This window comes from Pannonibacter sp. CBAS1226, assembly GCF_055685825.1.
In genome coordinates, this window is sequence record NZ_JBVOUO010000008.1 from 185,863 (window position 1) to 203,318 (window position 17,456).

The 17,456-nt window shown below is 64.4% G+C and carries 16 protein-coding genes and 1 other RNA gene; 6 read left to right on the top strand and 11 right to left on the bottom strand.

Annotated features, from left to right (window positions below; genetic code table 11):
* From folK to AC0CMF_RS20435, 4 genes are all read right to left on the bottom strand, one after another.
* Complete coding sequence (gene folK / locus AC0CMF_RS20420) at nucleotides 1–504, bottom strand: 2-amino-4-hydroxy-6-hydroxymethyldihydropteridine diphosphokinase (RefSeq protein ID WP_374629101.1); 504 nt, start codon at nucleotides 502–504, stop codon at nucleotides 1–3.
* Entirely contained in the window at nucleotides 505–1,326 is an 822-nt protein-coding gene (gene folP, locus AC0CMF_RS20425) for a dihydropteroate synthase (protein WP_374629100.1), read from the bottom strand.
* Nucleotides 1,327–1,428: 102 nt separating this feature from the next.
* Nucleotides 1,429–2,625, bottom strand: a complete 1,197-nt coding sequence (locus AC0CMF_RS20430) for a multidrug effflux MFS transporter (RefSeq protein WP_374629099.1) — start codon at nucleotides 2,623–2,625, stop codon at nucleotides 1,429–1,431.
* 149 nt (nucleotides 2,626–2,774) lie between these two features.
* Entirely contained in the window at nucleotides 2,775–3,215 is a 441-nt protein-coding gene (locus tag AC0CMF_RS20435) for a MarR family winged helix-turn-helix transcriptional regulator (RefSeq protein ID WP_374629098.1), read from the bottom strand.
* Between the two features lie 221 nt (nucleotides 3,216–3,436).
* Here AC0CMF_RS20435 and typA point away from each other — a divergent pair, with 221 nt between their 5' ends.
* Entirely contained in the window at nucleotides 3,437–5,257 is a 1,821-nt protein-coding gene (gene typA, locus AC0CMF_RS20440; protein WP_374629097.1) for a translational GTPase TypA, read from the top strand.
* Nucleotides 5,258–5,340: 83 nt separating this feature from the next.
* On the opposite strand, the gene AC0CMF_RS20445 is transcribed toward typA, so the two are convergent.
* From AC0CMF_RS20445 to AC0CMF_RS20465, 5 genes are all read right to left on the bottom strand, one after another.
* Nucleotides 5,341–5,889, bottom strand: coding sequence for a YbhB/YbcL family Raf kinase inhibitor-like protein (locus AC0CMF_RS20445; protein ID WP_374629096.1), 549 nt, complete (start codon nucleotides 5,887–5,889; stop codon nucleotides 5,341–5,343).
* A gap of 99 nt (nucleotides 5,890–5,988) precedes the next feature.
* Entirely contained in the window at nucleotides 5,989–6,804 is an 816-nt protein-coding gene (locus AC0CMF_RS20450) for a helix-turn-helix transcriptional regulator (RefSeq protein ID WP_374629094.1), read from the bottom strand.
* Nucleotides 6,805–6,821: 17 nt separating this feature from the next.
* A complete protein-coding gene (locus tag AC0CMF_RS20455; protein ID WP_472482446.1) occupies nucleotides 6,822–8,747 on the bottom strand; it encodes a DNA polymerase III subunit gamma/tau in 1,926 nt (641 codons plus the stop codon).
* A gap of 206 nt (nucleotides 8,748–8,953) precedes the next feature.
* Nucleotides 8,954–9,051, bottom strand: an RNA gene (ffs, locus tag AC0CMF_RS20460) — signal recognition particle sRNA small type.
* 121 nt (nucleotides 9,052–9,172) lie between these two features.
* On the bottom strand, nucleotides 9,173–10,363 hold the full coding sequence (locus tag AC0CMF_RS20465) for a pyridoxal-phosphate-dependent aminotransferase family protein (protein WP_374629091.1): 1,191 nt from the start codon (nucleotides 10,361–10,363) through the stop codon (nucleotides 9,173–9,175).
* A 286-nt stretch (nucleotides 10,364–10,649) separates the two neighbouring features.
* Between AC0CMF_RS20465 and AC0CMF_RS20470 the strand changes: the two genes are divergently transcribed.
* Nucleotides 10,650–11,495 (top strand): N-formylglutamate amidohydrolase, encoded by an 846-nt coding sequence (locus AC0CMF_RS20470; RefSeq protein ID WP_374629090.1) that lies wholly within the window; start codon nucleotides 10,650–10,652, stop codon nucleotides 11,493–11,495.
* Nucleotides 11,496–11,642: 147 nt separating this feature from the next.
* Here the strand turns inward: AC0CMF_RS20470 and AC0CMF_RS20475 are convergent, their stop codons facing one another.
* A complete protein-coding gene (locus AC0CMF_RS20475; RefSeq protein WP_374629089.1) occupies nucleotides 11,643–12,851 on the bottom strand; it encodes an acyl-CoA dehydrogenase in 1,209 nt (402 codons plus the stop codon).
* A gap of 135 nt (nucleotides 12,852–12,986) precedes the next feature.
* On the opposite strand from AC0CMF_RS20475, the gene AC0CMF_RS20480 reads away from it, so the two are divergent.
* A complete protein-coding gene (locus tag AC0CMF_RS20480) occupies nucleotides 12,987–13,922 on the top strand; it encodes a LysR substrate-binding domain-containing protein (RefSeq protein WP_374629088.1) in 936 nt (311 codons plus the stop codon).
* Nucleotides 13,923–13,925: 3 nt separating this feature from the next.
* Here the strand turns inward: AC0CMF_RS20480 and AC0CMF_RS20485 are convergent, their stop codons facing one another.
* On the bottom strand, nucleotides 13,926–14,852 hold the full coding sequence (locus AC0CMF_RS20485) for an EamA family transporter (RefSeq protein WP_374629087.1): 927 nt from the start codon (nucleotides 14,850–14,852) through the stop codon (nucleotides 13,926–13,928).
* A 125-nt stretch (nucleotides 14,853–14,977) separates the two neighbouring features.
* On the opposite strand from AC0CMF_RS20485, the gene AC0CMF_RS20490 reads away from it, so the two are divergent.
* The 3 genes from AC0CMF_RS20490 (at nucleotide 14,978) to AC0CMF_RS20500 (ending at nucleotide 17,380) form a co-directional block, all read left to right on the top strand.
* Complete coding sequence (locus tag AC0CMF_RS20490) at nucleotides 14,978–15,877, top strand: LysR family transcriptional regulator (RefSeq protein WP_094463641.1); 900 nt, start codon at nucleotides 14,978–14,980, stop codon at nucleotides 15,875–15,877.
* 64 nt (nucleotides 15,878–15,941) lie between these two features.
* Nucleotides 15,942–16,319 (top strand): MAPEG family protein, encoded by a 378-nt coding sequence (locus AC0CMF_RS20495; RefSeq protein ID WP_374629086.1) that lies wholly within the window; start codon nucleotides 15,942–15,944, stop codon nucleotides 16,317–16,319.
* Between the two features lie 164 nt (nucleotides 16,320–16,483).
* Nucleotides 16,484–17,380 (top strand): GNAT family N-acetyltransferase, encoded by an 897-nt coding sequence (locus AC0CMF_RS20500; protein ID WP_122522758.1) that lies wholly within the window; start codon nucleotides 16,484–16,486, stop codon nucleotides 17,378–17,380.
* Nucleotides 17,381–17,456 lie beyond the last annotated feature (76 nt).

Here is a 17,456-nt window from a genome sequence, read left to right on the forward strand (position 1 = left end):
TCAATCCGCCAGCAGGACAATTTCCTCGCGGCCTTCGCAGGTGGCGAGGGCCTGCACGGCGGTGCGGCCGCCGCCGATCGGAGCATCCGGCCAGATTTCGGCCAGCGGCACCAGCACGAAGGCCCTTTCGCCCATGCGCGGATGGGGAATGGAGAGATGCTCCTCCTCCACCTGTTCACCGCCATAGATCAGCACGTCGATATCGATGATGCGCGGGCCCCAGCGCACGTCCCGCACCCGGCCCAGTTCCCGTTCGATCTCAAGGCACCGGCCCAGCAGGTCACGCGGGCTCAGCACTGTTTCGATGACGAGGCAGATGTTGCGGTAGTCATCCTGCGGGATCGGCCCCCACGGCGGTGTGCGGTAGGCAGACGAAACGGCGCGGACGGAGATGCCCTCGCTCGCATCAAGCCGGGCGATGGCGGCGGCCAGATTGGCCTTCGGATCGCCCATATTGGAGCCGAGGCCCAGCGCCGCGCGCACCGCGTTGTCAGCAAGGCTCATTCAGACGGCTTCCCTTTTCATGGCAGCAAAGATCTTCGCCGCCTCCACATGCGGGCGGACATCGTGGGCGCGCAGGATCGCCGCGCCCCGTTCCAGCGACAGAAGATGCACCGCCAGCGAGCCGTAAAGCCGCTCCTGTGGCAGCACATCCAGCACCGCGCCGATCATGCGCTTGCGCGAGGCGCCGCTCAGCAGCGGCAGGCCATGCTTGCGCAGGCTTGCGAAGCGGTTGAGGACGAGGAAATTCTGGTCCACCGTCTTGCCGAAGCCGAAGCCCGGATCGAGGATCATCTTTTCCCTCGCAATCCCGGCGCGCTCTGCCAGCTCCATCGAGCGTTCGAAGAAGCGGTCGATGTCGGCGAGAATGTCGATGGCGGGATCTGCGGCCTCGCGGTTGTGCATCATCACCACATGGACGCCCGCTTCGGCCACAACATCTGCCATGGCCGGATCTTTCTGCAGGCCCCAGACGTCATTGACGATGACCGCACCGGCGCGGCAGGCGCGGCGGGCGGTTTCCGCCTTGTAGGTGTCGATGGAGACCGGGCAGCCCAGCGCCACGACGGGCTCGAGAACCGGAGCAAGGCGGGCCCACTCGTCGTCGAGCGAAACAGGAGCCGCCCCCGGCCGCGTGCTTTCGCCGCCGATGTCGATGATATCGGCGCCTTCGGCAATCATCTGCCGGGCATGGGCGATGGCCGCTTCCGCTGCCGTGTGCTGCCCGCCGTCGGAGAAACTGTCCGGCGTGACATTGAGAATGCCCATCACATGCGGGCGGGCAGGACCGGCAAGGTCCGGCAGCTGATAGGCAGCCTGTGTCATTGAGGAAGCTCCCGCAAGATCGAAGGCGCTATGTCGCGCTTTGCCGGGGAGAGGTCAAGCTGCAGGACGGTTGCGGCACAGAAAACGCCGCAAAGACGCCGGTCAGCTTTCGCCCTCACCGTCCTTCGCCCTCGCCAGCGGCGTCAGAGCCAGGTAGAGCCCCGCCCCCAGCAGCATCATGCCCGGCGCGACGATGATCAGCGCCAGCACCGGATCCCCCAGCCACGCCGCCACCAGACTGCCGAGAATTCCGGTGCCGAACTGCAGAAACCCGGTCAGCGAGGAGGCAGAGCCCGCGAGCTGCGGAAAGCCCTGCAGCGCCGCCGTGGTGGCAGCGGGCAGAAGGCAGGCCAGCGAGAAGGAGAACAGGCCCACCGGCAGCATCACGCTGAGAAAGCCCGGCGCAAACAGCGCGTGGGAGACGATGATCGCCGCGGCAGCCAGCGCCATGCCGCAGAGCGCGGGCGGCACCAGCAGGCCCGCATCATGCCGCCGCAGCACCCGCGAGGCGACAATGGTTGCCGCCATGAAGGAACCGGACTGGACGATCATGCCGAGGCCGAATTCGCTGGGCGTCAGCTTCACGTGGTCGATCAGCACGAAGGGCAGGATGGTGGCCAGCGTGTAGATGGTGCCGATGCCAAACCCCACCAGCAGACTGGGCCGCAGAAAGGAGGGGGTTTTCAGCAGCGTCAGATAGTTGATGACAAGCCGCGCAGGCTGAAGATTGGCCCGGTCGATGTAGCGGTTGGTCTCCGTCATGAAGATCCACACCGCCGCCAGCAGGACCGCGCCATAGACGATCATGAAATAGAAGATCTCACGCCAGCCGAAGAACTCCAGCGTCAACCCGCCGATGGTGGGCGAGATGGCCGGGCCGATAGCCAGCATCATCGCCACCGTGTTCATGATCCGCGCCGAGGTCTGCCCGGTGAACTGGTCGCGCACGATGGCGCGGGACACGGAAACGCCGATGGCCGCGCCAATCCCTTGCAGCGCGCGGGCGGCAATCATGCCCTCGACACTTGGCGCGAAGGCCGCCAGCAGGGTGGAGGCGAGATACAGCAGCAGGAAGGCAATGGTGACCGGACGGCGGCCGAAGGCATCCGTCAGCGGTCCGCAGATCAGCTGCGTCAGGGCAAAGCCGGTGAAATAGGCCGTCAGCGTCAGCTTGATCATCGAGCGCGTCGTCTCGAAAGCATCCGCCAGCACCGGCATGGCCGGTGTATAAAGCGCCATGGAAATTGGCCCGATGGCCACCAGCGCCGCGCCGATCAGGGCGGTGCGCCTTTCGCTCATGGGAGGTGTCACGCTGTCCCGCATCTGATCCATCCGTTGTGCGGGCCCCTCCCTGCCCGGGAAATCCGAATTCCATCCTTCTGGCTTCTGGCTGCAGGCTTCTGGCTGCAGGCTTCTGGCTGCAGGCTTCTGGCTGCAGGCTTCTGGCCTCAGGCCCGGTCTGCAGCCTCCGCCAGATTGCTGCGCACCTGAAGCAGGACCCGCACCGCGGCTGCGGTTTCCTCCGGGGTCATGCCGTGGCTGATTTCCGCGCGCACTTGCAAAAGCGCCTCGTCAATCTTGGCCAGCACACTCTGCGCCGCTTCGCCCAGAACGATGATCTTGGCGCGCCTGTCCTGCGGGTCGGCCTCCCGGCAGATCAGGCCCGCCTGTTCCAGCCGGTCGAGATGCCCCACCAGCGTCATCGGCTCGATGCCGAGGATGCCTGCCAGCACGCTCTGGCGCTGATCTGGCAATTGCCGCACCATGTTAAGCGTCCGGGCCTCCGCCGCCGTCAGACCGCAGTCCACGCCGCTCAGCGCCGCCTCGAAGCGCTGACGGATCAGCCGGCCGACGTCGGCGACAAGAAAACCAAGGGTCGGATCAGCCACGCAAGGCACCACGCAGATTTCATAAGAAAGACATATAGTAAGGCTACCTTACAATTAGAGCGGCAGCTGATTTGCGTCAAGATGCGCTGCCGCGTTGCACAAATGGCCGCCGCAGACTATACAGGGCGCGAATTTCCGCCCGTGAGCACCAGCGGGCGTCAGCCACAATTTGAAGACAAGCACTGCGGGCACCCTGCCCGCAGTGTCTTTTGGAGCCCTTAATGAAGCTGCGCAATATCGCCATCATCGCCCACGTCGACCATGGCAAGACAACCCTAATCGACGTCCTTCTGAAGAAGTCGGGCTCCTTCCGCGAGAACCAGCGCACGGAAGAGCGCATGATGGACTCCAACGACCTGGAGCGTGAGCGCGGCATCACCATTCTGGCGAAGGTGACTTCGCTGGTGTGGGGCGACACCCGCATCAACATCGTGGACACCCCGGGCCACGCCGACTTCGGCGGTGAAGTCGAGCGCATCCTGCACATGGTGGACGGTGTGGTTCTGCTGGTGGACGCCGCCGAAGGCCCGATGCCGCAGACCAAGTTCGTGCTCGGCAAGGCCCTGAAGCTCGGCCTCAAGCCGATCGTCGCCATCAACAAGATCGACAAGCCGGAGCAGCGCGCCGAAGAAGTGCTGGACGAAGTGTTCGACCTCTTCGCCGCCCTCGACGCCAACGAAGAGCAGCTCGACTTCCCGGTTGTCTATGGCTCTGCCAAGCAGGAATGGATGGCCAATGACCCGGCCGGTCCGGCTGAATCCATGGGCCCGCTGTTCGACCTGATCATCAGCCACGTTCCGGCACCGACGGCAGAGGAAGGCTCCTTCCGCATGCTGGCGACCACCATCGAAAGCAACCCGTTCCTGGGCCGCATCCTGACGGGCCGCATCGTTGCCGGTGAAGCCATTCCGAACATGCCCATCAAGGCCCTGTCGCGTGAAGGCAAGGTGGTTGAGAGCGGCCGCATCTCCAAGGTGCTTGCCTTCCGGGGCCTCGAGCGCCAGCCCATCGAAAAGGGTGAGGCCGGTGACATCGTCTCCATCGCAGGCCTGCAGGAAGCAACCGTCGCCGACACGCTCTGCTCCATGGACGTGAACACCCCGATCATGGCTCAGCCGATCGATCCGCCTACCCTCTCCATGACCTTCTTCGTCAACGACAGTCCGCTGGCCGGCACCGAGGGCGACAAGGTGCAGTCGCGCGTCATCCGCAAGCGTCTGATGGACGAGGCGGAAGGCAACGTTGCGCTGAAGATCGAGGACACCCCGGAGGGCGACGCCTTCATCGTGTCCGGCCGTGGCGAACTGCAGCTCGCCATCCTGATCGAAAACATGCGCCGCGAAGGCTTCGAGATCTGCGTCGGCCGTCCGCGCGTGGTCTTCCAGTTCGACGAGAAGGGCAACCGCCTGGAGCCGATCGAGGAAGTCACCATCGACGTGGATGAGGAGCATTCCGGCGTCGTGGTGCAGAAGCTGTCCGAGCGCAAGGCCGAGCTGCGCGAAATGCGCCCCTCCGGCGGCGGCCGCACCCGTCTGCAGTTCTTCGCCCCCACCCGTGGCCTCATCGGCTATCAGGGCGAGCTGCTGTCCGACACCCGCGGCACGGCGATCTTCAACCGCGTGTTCCACGAATACGCCCCCTACAAGGGCGACATTCCGACCCGTCACACCGGCGTGCTGATCTCCAACGGCGACGGTGAAGCCGTGGCCTATGCCATGTTCAACCTGGAAGACCGCGGCCCGATGATGATCGATCCGGGCGTCAAGGTGTATCAGGGCATGATCATCGGCGAGCACACCCGTGGCAACGACCTGGAAGTGAACGTGCTGAAGGGCAAGCAGCTGACCAACATCCGCGCCGCCGGCAAGGATGAAGCCGTCAAGCTGACCACCCCGATCCGCCTGTCCCTCGAAGCGGCGCTGTCCTACATCGCCGACGACGAGCTGGTGGAAGTGACGCCGAAGAACATCCGCCTGCGCAAGGCCCTGCTGGACCCGAACGACCGCAAGCGCGCCGAGCGTGCTGCATCCAAGGGCAGCTGAGCCTTTCAGCCATTCAAAATAGCAAAGGGCAGCCTTCATCGGCTGCCCTTTTCGTTTTCATGGCCCGGCGGGCGATTATCGCATCACCGGTTATAGACAGCCGTGATCTTTGCCGATGCAATCGCGTTGGCGCGGATCATGAAGCCGGCCAGGGCGTTGCTGGCGTTTTCCGGCAGATCAAGCCGTTCCACCGGCAGGGCATGAACGGTGAAGATATAGCGGTGCACTTCGCCGGGAGGCGGGCAGGCGCCGCCAAATCCCGCCGCGCCATAGTCATTGGCAAGCTCGGTGGCGCCCGCTGGCATCTTGCCGGCGCCACTTGCGCCAGCCTCAAGCGAGGTGACGGAGGCGGGAATGTTCACCGCAGTCCAGTGCCACCAGCCCGATCCGGTCGGTGCGTCCGGATCATAGACGGTGATGGCAAAGCTCTTCGTGCCAGCCGGCGCACCGGTCCAGGACAGTTGCGGGGAGGTGTTGCCGCCTTCGCAGCCGAAACCGGCGAAGACATGTGCGGGCGCCAGTTGCGCACCTTCGGCAATGGACGTGCTCGTGAGCTTGAAATCCTGCGCGCTGGCGGCGGTCACCATGGCGGCGGCCAGCATCAGGCCGGAAAGAGAAAGCTTGGCAAACATGATCCGGTGTCCTTTCTTGACGGTTGATCATGTGAACAGGAGTAGCCCCGCGAAGCCCTGCCAGCTTCCGGCTCACGCTCAAAAACTATCGAAAAACGATCAATCCTCGCGCTGACGGATCTGTCTCGGCTTGATTCCGAATCTTTTCCGAAAGGCATCGGAAAAATGCGAGGGCGTCTGGAAGCCGCAGTCGAGCGCGATGCGCGATACCGGAAGGTCCGTTCCCTGCAACAGGGAGAGACCTCTCTCGAGCCGCGTGTGCAGCAGCAGCTGCGCGAAGCCGGGCCCGGACCTTGCCAGCCAGCGCCGGAACGTTGCCTCGCTCATGGCGAAATGCCGGGCCACCTCGGGAAGCCGCCAAGGGTAACTGATATCGCCCTCGATCAGGTGGCGCACCTTGCTCCAGGGCTGCTCCTCATCCCCTGCCGGAAGCTCCACACCGTTGTGGCGCAGCCAGAGCAGCGGTTCCAAAAGCCTGTGCGCGCGCAGCGGTTCCGGCAGCCTCTCGCGGGAGAGCGTATCCTTGATCAGCGCAAGCATGTCCGAGGGATGATGGGGAACCGCCCGCAGCACCTGAATGCCGGGCGCAGCATTGCGCGCCGGATGCTCCCCGAAAACCGTGTCCACCAGATCGCGGGCGATGCTGACGCCCTCGGCCCGGTAGTCCGCATCCGCAACCGGCCGGTTCTCCATGTTGACCACGGAACCGGCCGGAAAGATCATCACGTCACCCGCCTCGCCGGTCAGCTCGCCGTTCCGGGGACAGATGACCCGTTTCGAGCCGGCCTGAATGAAGAAGAGGAACGTCAGCCTGAAATACAGGCCGGTGAAGGTCGCCCGTGTCGCCTGCGTGACGGGGAAGACCGACAGCCCGGCTTCGTCAATACCCGGCAGAGCTTGGGTCTGCTGCGGCACCGGCGCGATGTCCCCTATCACAGGTCGTCGTCATCCGTGCCGAGGGCTTCGGCCAGAAGCGGATCGTCGATGCTTTCCTCTTCCTCGTTGACGCGCACATCGACGACGCGGGCGCCGGGGAACTCGGCCAGGAGCGCAGCGACAGTCGGATGCGAGCGGGCGTCGGAGAGAAGCTGGGCCTGCGTTGCCTCGCGCTCCTCGTGGATCGTCGGCCGGCCCTGCTCGCGGCTGACGGAAACGATCCAGCGCATGCCGGTCCATTCGGTCAGCTTGCGGCCGAATTCACCGGCCAGATCCGCGCCTGCGTCCTTTGTTGGCTGGATTTCGATCCGCCCCGGCTCGAACTTCACCAGCCGCATCTGCCGCTCGATGGAGACCTTCAGCGGAATGTCACGCCGCTCGGAGGCAAGCGCCGCACAGTCGGCCAGCGAGCGCAGCTGAACGGCAGGCGCCTGCTGCACGGCAGGCTGCTGGGCGGGCTGCGGCGCAGACTGGGCCACGGATTGGGCAGCGCCTCCGGCAATGGCCGAAAGGCGCGGGCCGTTGCCGCTCATCGTGGGGCCGGCATAGCCGCCCTGCCCTGCAGGCCCACTCTGGCCGCCCGGCTGCCCCATCTGGCCACCGGCCTGCGGCTGCATGCCGCCATTTTGGCCACCACTTTGGCCAGAACCTTGCTGACCTGCTCCCTGCGGCGCGCCGCCTGCGGACAGGGACGGGAAGCCGCCGCTCTTCAGCAGCTTCAGCGCCTCTTCCGGGTCCGGCAGATCCGCCGCATAGGCAAGGCGCACCAGCACCATGTCGGCAGCCGCCAGCGGCTTGGGCGCGGCCTGTACCTCGGAAATGCCCTTCAGCAGGATCTGCCAGGCCCGCGACAGGGCGCGCATCGACAGCTTTTCAGCAAATTCCCGCCCGCGCAGGCGCTCGGTTTCGGTGACGGAGACTTCCTCACCCGCCTTGGGCACAATCTTCAGCCGGGTCACGAGATGGGTGAAATCGGCCAGATCCGTCAGCACGACGGCGGGGTCTGCGCCAATGGCATATTGCCCGGCCAGCTCTTCCATCGCTTCGGCAATCCGGCCTGACATGAGATGACCGAAGAGGTCGATCACCCGCGCCCGGTCGGCAAGGCCCAGCATCTGCCGCACCTGCCCTGCATCAATGTGACCGCCGCCATGGGCAATCGCCTGATCCAGCAGCGACAGGCTGTCACGCGCCGAGCCTTCGCCCGCACGGGCAATCAGCGTCAGCGCATCATCGGAAATATCGATGGATTCGGCGTTGGAAATGCGCCGCAGCAGGCCAACGAGCTTGGGCTGCTCGATGCGGCGCAGGTCAAAGCGCTGGCAGCGGGAGAGCACCGTCACCGGAACCTTGCGGATTTCCGTGGTGGCGAAGATGAACTTCACATGCTCCGGCGGCTCTTCCAGCGTCTTCAGCAGGCCGTTGAAAGCCGCGTTGGAGAGCATGTGCACTTCGTCGATGATGTAGACCTTGTAGCGCGCCGAAGCGGGGCGGTAGCGCGCTGCATCCGTGATCTCGCGGATATCGTTGATGCCAGTGTGCGAGGCGGCGTCCATCTCGATCACATCGACATGGCGGCCTTCCATGATGGCGCGGCAATGAGTGCCTTCGCGGGTGAGCTGCACCGTCGGGCGCTCCACCTCACCGGGGATCTCATAATTGAGGCCGCGCGCCAGAATACGGGCGGTCGTCGTCTTGCCGACACCGCGCACGCCGGTCAGCATCCAGGCCTGCGCAATGCGCCCGGTGGCAAAGGCGTTTTCCAGCGTCTGGACCATCGGCTCCTGACCGACGAGATCGTCAAAGGTCTGGGGGCGGTACTTGCGCGCCAGCACCCGGTAGGCGCCAGACTGCTTCCCTTCGCCAGCAGGCGCAGGTGCGGGAGCAGAAGGGGCAGGTTCAGCCGGAGCATCGCCGAACATGGAGATCGTAAGATCATCCCGCTCATGCTCAGCAACCTGATCAAGGCCGTTGCCTCCGGGGCTGTCACCGTCCATGCCGCTCATCCAGCCCGCCTGTCCCCGTCTTGAATTCATGGAACCGGCGCCTTCACGAACGACAGCCGGAAGCCCCGCCGCGCCTGAGGCACGCGACGCGACGCCGTGGTGCATCTGCGCGGGGGAAAAGGGTGGGAGGCTGGCACGGCGACCCGTGCCGGAACTCGTTGGGGCTGCTTCCTTCCGGACCTGACCCGGTTGGCGAGTGGCTCGTCCACCACCAACCTCCCGAGCCCCTTATATCAGAAGCACACGCCCCTTTGGCAAGGCCTCATATGCCAAAGGGGCAAACTTCGTGTCCGGAAAGAAATATATCCTTTCCGGACAATAACTTACAGGAGTGGAAGAGGTCAGTTTGCGCCCAGCACCCTGTCGATCACGGCAATGGCGGCCTCCACACCACCGCTTTCATGCGGGATGCCGAGGCGCCGCAGCCCCAGTTCCATGGCGGAAAGCGTGCCCAGCACCATCGCCGCATTCACATGGCCCATGTGGCCGATGCGGATGCCCTTGCCGGCGAGATCGCCAATGGCGATGCCGATGGTGATGCCGCAGACGTCCTTGACGAAACTGCGCAACGGCGCCGGATCGACGTCGTTGAAGCAGATGACCGACACGCTGTCCGAACGCTCTTCAGGCTTGAGAATATTCATCTCGAGCACGCCCTTGCGGCCCCAGACCTCGACAGCGGCACGCACCGCTTCGGCGAGGATCGCATGGCGGCGCCAGACGCCTTCCAGCGTTTCCTCCTCGATCAGCTCCAGCGACTTCTGGAAGGCGAAGAGCAGATGCTCCGGCGGCGTGCCGCAATATTTCATGTAATGTTCCGGACCGTCCCGGAATGTCCAGTCCATATAGGCATTGCGCAGCCCTGCCGTCTTGTGGGCGGCCAGCGCCTTCTGCCCAGCCACCACGAAGGCAAGGCCCGGAGGCGACATCAGGCCCTTCTGCGAACCGGCCATGGCGACATCCACGCCCCATTCTTCCATTTCAAACGGCACGCAGCCGAGCGAGGCCATGCAGTCCACCATCAGAAGAGCGCCGTGGCCGCTGGCGTCCATGGCACGGCGCAGAGCCGGAATGTCGTTGAGCACGCCGGATGCCGTATCCACCTGCACCACCAGAACGGCCTTGATCGCGCCTTCCGTATCAGCCCGCAGCCGGGCTTCGAGCGCCGCCGGGTCAACCGCCTTGCGCCAGTTTCCCGGCAGGATTTCAACCTCGATGCCGATCAGCTCTGCCGCCTCGCCCCAGCCGATGGCAAAGCGGCCCGATTCGAGCACCAGCACCTTGTCACCGCGCGACAGGGTGTTGGACAGCGCCGCATCCCAGGTGCCGTGGCCGTTGGCGATGTAGATATAGGGCTTGCCGGTGGTGCTGCGGAACACGCGGGAGATGCCCTTCAGGCAGTCATCCGTCGTCTGCAGCAGCGGGCCTTCATAGATATCGACGGCCGGGCGGTGCATGGCCCTCAGAACTTCATCCGGCACGTTTGTCGGGCCCGGGATCATGAGGAATTCCTTGCCATAACGCAGCGTCATTTTTATTTGCCTTGAAGAAATTATCCGGAAGGTGAGACAGGCAGAATAACTTTCCGCCCGGCGAACTCAAGCTGCATGTCATCCGTCCGGCGAGAGACCGGTAAAATCATACAGATCTGCCGCGCGCGAAGTTTCTGGGGATTACGCTGCGGGAAATCAAGCTCACCTGCGACGGTTTGCGGCAGACGTGGCAAAAGTTAAAAAAAGCTTAAAATAAACACCCTTGCCCGCAGTGCCCCGCGCATCACGGCGCTGTGGTGACCCCATCCCGGCAGGCCCATCACCCATGATTGCCGTAAAGGAACGTTCTGCACCGCTGATCCTCTGCATTGGCCATTCCGGCCTGCGGATTCCGTCGGCTATCGACAAGCGCCTTTCGGCAACGGGACGGCTGCAGGCGGATGCCTCCTGGCACATGGACCAGCTGTTGGATTTTGCCGAAGACATTCAGGCGACGGTGATCTCGACCCCCATTTCCCGGCTTGTTGCGGACGTGGATGGCGACCCGGCCAGCTTTGGCCGCCCGTTCGAGGATGGCGCCCTGTCCATCTGCCCGGTGCTGACACTGGAGGGCAAGCGCGTCTATCTGCCTGACGAAGATCCGGGCCGCTTCGAGATGGACGAGCGGCGGCGGCTCTATCATGCCCCGTTCCACGATGCGCTCAGCGCCCAGATCCGGCGGCTGCGCGCCATCCATGGCCGCATCACGGTGATCAGCCTGCAATCCATGCGCAGCCGCATCAAGGGGCGTTATCCGGGCGATCTGCCGCTGGTCAACATCGGCACCCTGCATGGCCGCAGCTGCCACGAGGATGTGGCCAGCCTCAGCATGACCATGCTGCATGACTTCACCGACAAGACATTCTCGGAAAATGACGCCGTGGGCGGCGGCTATATCGCCCAGACCTATGGCAACCCCTCGGACGGCGTGCATGTGCTGACGCTGGCGCTGGCGCTCCGGTCCTATATCCGCCACGAAAACCCGCCCTTCGAGATGGACAGGGAACGCTGCCGCCAGACCCGCCTTGCCCTGCGCAATTTCTGCCAGAAGCTGATCGAATGGGCCAATGGCAAGCGCAAGGCCCCCGCCCGCGTGCTGCTGGACCATCTGCCGGACCTTCTAGAGGACTGAAAGCCCGGCCGGTCCGTGAACGGGAAAAGCTTCCGGCCGGAGCAGTCCGGGTTCCGGTGGTGGGGACCAGAACACAGGGCCGTCCGGCCGGAACGAGGCAAGCGGCACGGAAAGTGCCGCTCTCCGTGTGAATTCTGAGACCAGCCCTCAGAAGAAAGCCTGAAGACCGGTCTGGGCGCGGCCCAGGATGAGGGCATGCACATCATGCGTGCCTTCATAGGTATTGACGGTTTCCAGGTTCTGCGCGTGACGCATCACGTGATATTCTTCCTGAATGCCGTTGCCGCCGTGCATGTCGCGGGCCTGACGGGCGATATCCAGCGCCTTGCCGCAGTTGTTGCGCTTGATGATGGAGATCATCTCCGGCGCCACCTTGCCCTCGTCAAACAGACGCCCGACCCGCAGCGAGCCCAGCAGGCCGAGGGAGATTTCCGTCTGCATGTCGGCGAGCTTCTTCTGGAACAGCTGCGTCTGGGCCAGCGGACGGCCGAACTGCTTGCGGTCGAGGCCATACTGGCGGGCGCGGTGCCAGCAGTCTTCGGCGGCCCCCATCGCCCCCCATGAAATGCCGTAGCGGGCCCGGTTGAGGCAGCCGAACGGCCCCTTGAGGCCCGAGACATTCGGCAGCAGTGCATCTTCCGAGACTTCCACCCCGTCCATGACGATTTCGCCAGTGATCGAGGCGCGCAGGGAGAGCTTGCCGCCGATCTTCGGCGCGGACAGCCCTTTCATGCCCCTCTCCAGCACAAAGCCGCGGATGGCCCCGTCATGGGCTTCGGACTTGGCCCAGACCACGAAGACATCGGCGATCGGCGAGTTGGAGATCCACATCTTGGAGCCCTTGAGCCGGTAGCCGCCGTCGATCTTTTCGGCGCGGGTGCGCATGCCGGCCGGATCAGACCCTGCATCCGGCTCGGTCAGGCCGAAGCAACCGACGAACTCACCGGACGCGAGCTTGGGCAGATACTTCTTGCGCTGCTCTTCCGAGCCATAGGCATAGATCGGGTACATCACCAGCGAGGACTGCACCGAGTTCATCGAGCGGTAGCCGCTGTCGACGCGCTCGATCTCGCGGGCAACGAGACCGTAGGAAACGTAGGATGCACCGGCGCAGCCATATTCTTCCGGCAGGGTGACACCGAGCAGGCCAAGCTCACCCATCTCGTTGAAGATCTCGCGGTCGGTCTTCTCGTGGGCATAGGCTTCCAGCACGCGCGGCTGCAGCTTGTCCTGTGCATAGGCGCGGGCGGTTTCCATGATGAGGATCTCGTCCTCGCTCAGCTGCTCGCGCAGCAGGAAGGGATCGTCCCAGGCAAAGGTACCGCCACCGGTGGGATCGGACTTGAGAGCTGCCATCACATTCCTCCGTCTCATGTGCAAGCCAACGGCGCCACATCTTGGAACAAGATAAACGCCGGAATTGCGCGGACTATGCCTGCTGACAGGAGACACGGGAAGAGATAAGTTCTCCGCAAGTCATGAGCCAGTGGAATGAACCTGATGGTCAAACGCGCCTTTCTGCCGCCCGCCGATGCCCTCATCGCCTTCGAATGCGCCGCCCGGCATGAAAGCTTCACCCGCGCGGCGGAAGAGCTGCATCTGACGCAGGGCGCGATTTCCAAGCAGATCCGCCATCTGGAGCAGCGGCTGGGTGTGCCGCTGTTTGCGCGCATCCGCCAGCGTGTGGTGCTGACCGATGCTGGGCGGCTTTACCTGCATGAAGTCCGCGGCGCACTGGACCAGCTGGGCGATGCCACACGGCAGGTCATGTCCTTTGCCGGCAGCGCCGATGTGCTCAATCTGGCGGTTCTGCCCACTTTCGGGGCCCGCTGGCTTGCCCCGCGCCTGGCCGAATTCCTGCGGCGCACGCCAAAGGCGGCGCTCAATTTCTCCATCCGGCTGCGGCCTTTCGACTTTGCCGAAGAGCCCTTCGACGGCGCGATCCACCATGGTGACCCGATCTGGGCAGGGGCCATTGTCGAGCCGCTGTTCCCGGAGGAATCCGTGGTCGTGGCCTCGCGCGCCTTTCGCGACCGGCACATGATCAGCGAGCCGCGAGACCTGCTGAAGGTGCCGCGCCTGCAGCTCTCCACGCGGCCCATGGCCTGGCGCGACTGGTTCGCCGCCATGGGGGTGGAGACGGACAGCGCCTATCAGGGCCCGCGCTTCGAGCAGTTCGGCATGATCGCGGAAGCCGCCGCCCATCATCTGGGCGTGGCGCTGATGCCCCGGCTCTTCATCGACGAAGAACTGGCGAGCGGCCGGCTGGTGCGCCTGTTTGGCCAGCCGCTGGACCAGAAGACCGCCTATCACTTCGTCTATCCGCAGGACCGCACCCTGCGCCCGGTCGTCGCCGCCTTCCGCGCCTGGCTGCACGAGGAAGCGCGCATCTCCCGCACCAGCCGCGAAAGCCAGCTGCCGGGTTGACCCTCAGCCTCGCTCGTTTGCAGGCGTACCCTCAGGACGGGAAACCGGACGCCGCTGGGCAAGCTGCCCGGCATGCTGGCCCACCAGAACGCTGCCCAGCACCAGCACCATGCCGGCGATCTGCACCGCACTGAGCGTCTGGTCCAAAATGGCCCAGCCGAGGATCACCGCCATCAGCGGACTGAGCAGGCCCAGCGGCGCGATTGCCGAAGGGCCAAGCAGGCCAATGCCCCGGAACCACAGAAGATAGGTCAGGCCTGCGCCAATGAAGGTCATGTAGGCAAAGCCCGCAATGTTCCAGCCCGTCAGCGGCGGCAATGCAGGTTCCGTCAGGAGCGCTGCAGGAGCAAGCAGCAGGGCACCGGCAGCCAGCTGCCAGGCAGTCAGGGTCAGCGGGCTCACCTCCGGCTTCCAGTAGCGGGTCATCACCGTGCCCAGCGCCATAGAGACCGCGGCGGCGCCTGCCGCCAGAAGGCCGATGGGATCAAGCGCCGCCGCAGGCTTCAGCATCAGCATGCCGACGCCGACAACCCCGGCAACACCCGCCAGCACGGCCAGAAAGGTCAGCCGCCCGTTGAGCAGGAAGCGCGCCAGCACCAGCACGATGAGCGGCTGCATCGCCCCAAGCGTTGCCGCCACACCGCCCGGCAGGCGGTAGGCCCCCACATTCATCAGCGCCCAGAAGATGGAGAAGTTGAGCGCCCCCAGCACCAGCACCCGGAAGATCCAGCGCCCGCGCGGCAGCTGCCGGACGATCAGCAGCAGAAGAAGAGCCGCGGGCAGCGCCCTGAGCAGCGCCAGCGTCAGGGGCCGGTCCAGCGGCAGCATCTCGGTGATGACGATATAGCTGCTGCCCCAGATGGCCGGGGCAAGCGCGGTGAGGAGCAGCGTCATGTGGGCGTTCAGGCGTGAGTTCAGGCGGGAAATCATGTCAGGTCCAGTGCAGAGCGGCCCGGCCCGGGATGGCCGCCGCTGGAGATCAGTGGTAATTCACCCGGCAGAAGATGATAATATGCAAGTTGAACCATTCATCCGTAACCTGAAGTGAATAATCAATGGATGGCATTCTCCGCCTCCGCCTGTTCCGCAGCATTGCCACACTCGGCAGCTTTGCCGCCGCTGCGCGCAGCCACGGCCTGTCTCCGGCCGCCGTCAGCAAGGCCATGTCGGAGCTGGAGGGCGATCTTGGCGCAAGGCTCTTCCACCGCACCACCCGCCGCCTCAGCCTGACGGAGGCGGGCACGCTCTATCTCGACCAGATCCGCCGGGTGCTGGAGGATCTGGAAGAGGCGCAGCAGTCTGTCGGCAATCTCAGTTCAGAACCTTCTGGCCTGCTGCGAGTGAGTGCGCCCATGACATCCAGCCTTGTCCTCATCACCAGCCGCATCCCGGAGTTTCTGGCACGCTACCCGAAAGTCTCGCTCGACCTTGACCTGGACGACCGGCGCGTGGACCTTGTCCGAGACGGCTTTGACATGGCCCTGCGCGGCGGACGCCGGGATGAGGACCGGGAGCTGATCGTCAAGAGGCTCGGGGCGCTGAAACACGTTCTCTGCGCTTCGCCCGCATACCTTGCCCGCGCCGGCACGCCGCAAGAGCCTGCCGACCTTGCCCGGCACGAGTGCATCCGTTTCACCTTGTCCGGCCACGCGGACGAATGGACCTTCTTCCGCAATGGCAAGGAGCACCGGCAGCGGGTGGCCGGGCGCTACAAGGTTTCCTCCAGCCTAGCCGTCATGGATGCCCTGCGCGCCGGCTTCGGCCTCAGCCTCATTCCGCAGGCCTATGTGGCGGCGGACCTGGCAGCGGGAACGCTTGTCCGGCTGCTGCCGGAGTGGGGCATGAGCGAGGTAACGATCAACGCCGTCTATCCCTCGCGCCGCCACGTCCCGGCCAAGGTTCGCGCCTTCGCCGGGTTCATTGGCGATGTGCTGCGTGACACCTTGAGAGATTGACCGGGCCGCTTAAAACGTTACCTCTCCACACAGAAATTCCAGCAAACGCCAAAAGGATCATCCCATGCCCGTCGCAATCTGGTGCGTGCTCGTTGCCGCATTCCTGCCCATCCTGTCGGTGTTTCCCGCCAAGCTCACCAGAGACTTCAGCAATGCCCGCCCGCGTGACCCGGCCTTCTGGGCAGAAGGCTTCAGGGCACGGGCGCAAGGCGCGCAAGCCAATGGCTTCGAGGCCTTTCCACTCTTTGCCGTTGCCGTACTCGTGGCTTATCAGCAGGGCGGCGACCCGTTCTGGATCGATGTGCTGGCGGCAGCCTTCATCGGGCTGCGCGTCCTTTATGTGCTTTGTTACTGGATGGACAAGGCCACCCTGCGCTCGCTCGTATGGATTGCGGCAACAGCCTGTGCAGTTGCCATCTTCACCAGTCCCGTCTGGAGCTGATGGGCGGACGGGCGCCCACCGCGACAAAAAATGCCCGCTTTGTGACAGAATGCTGTCACAGGGCTCTGCGAGGCTGACGGTTCATGGCCATTGCAGGTTGCCGTCTGGATCTGTAACCATCAGGCCGTTAAGGGCATATTTCGCCCGCCTTGAGGATTGTGCCCGTGCCGCGTTTCCAGCACCCTGATTCGGCCCTCCTGACACAGAGCCACACAGATGAGACCAGCGGCTCCGCCCGCCATATCGTCGATGTGCTGATTGCCGAACGGGGCAAGCACGTGATGGCCGCCCCCTGGTGGCCGCTGTTCCGGCCCCTCGCCTACCGCATGCTGCGCTACTTCGATGCGCTGGAAATGGCAGACGCCATCTCCAACCTGCCGGCGGAAGAGGTCTTCGTTTATCTGTCCAATCTGTTGCAGGTGAAGCTGACCGTTGAGGGACTGGACCGCATTCCGGCAGAAGGGCCCTGTATCCTCGTCTCCAACCACCCGACAGGCATCGCCGATGGTGTGGCGCTCTATGACGCGGTGAAGAGCCGCCGCAGGGACATTTCCATCTTCGCCAACCGGGATGCGGTGCGCGTCAACCCGCGCCTTGCCGACATGATCGTGCCGGTGGAATGGCGCGCAGGCTTCAAGACCCGCGAAAAAACGCGTGAAACCCTGAAGAACGCCGCCTCCGCCTTCGAGCGCAACCGCGCCGTGGTGCTGTTCCCCTCCGGCCGCCTTGCCTACATGAAGGATGGCAAGCTGACGGAGCGGCCGTGGATGACGTCGGCACTGGCTCTGGCCCGCCGCCATCAGGTGCCGGTCATTCCCATTCACATGGGCGCGCGCAACTCCCGCCTGTTCTACTTCCTTGCAAAGGTCTCGATCGAACTGCGCGACATGACCGTCTTCAACGAGCTTCTGAACAAGAAGGGCGCGCACTTCCGCTTCCACGTGGGCGAGCCGCTGGCACCCGGCCAGCTGGACGGCGACCTTGCCGAAGTCACCAACAAACTCCGCATCCACTGCGCCGAGACGCTGGCGCAGGACCCGGATGCGCGGTTCAGCCTGTGAAGCCCCTCCCGCTGCAAAAAACCTCGCGGTCTTGCACAGGTCATCCACAGGCTGACATTGCCCGGGGCGGGCGAAT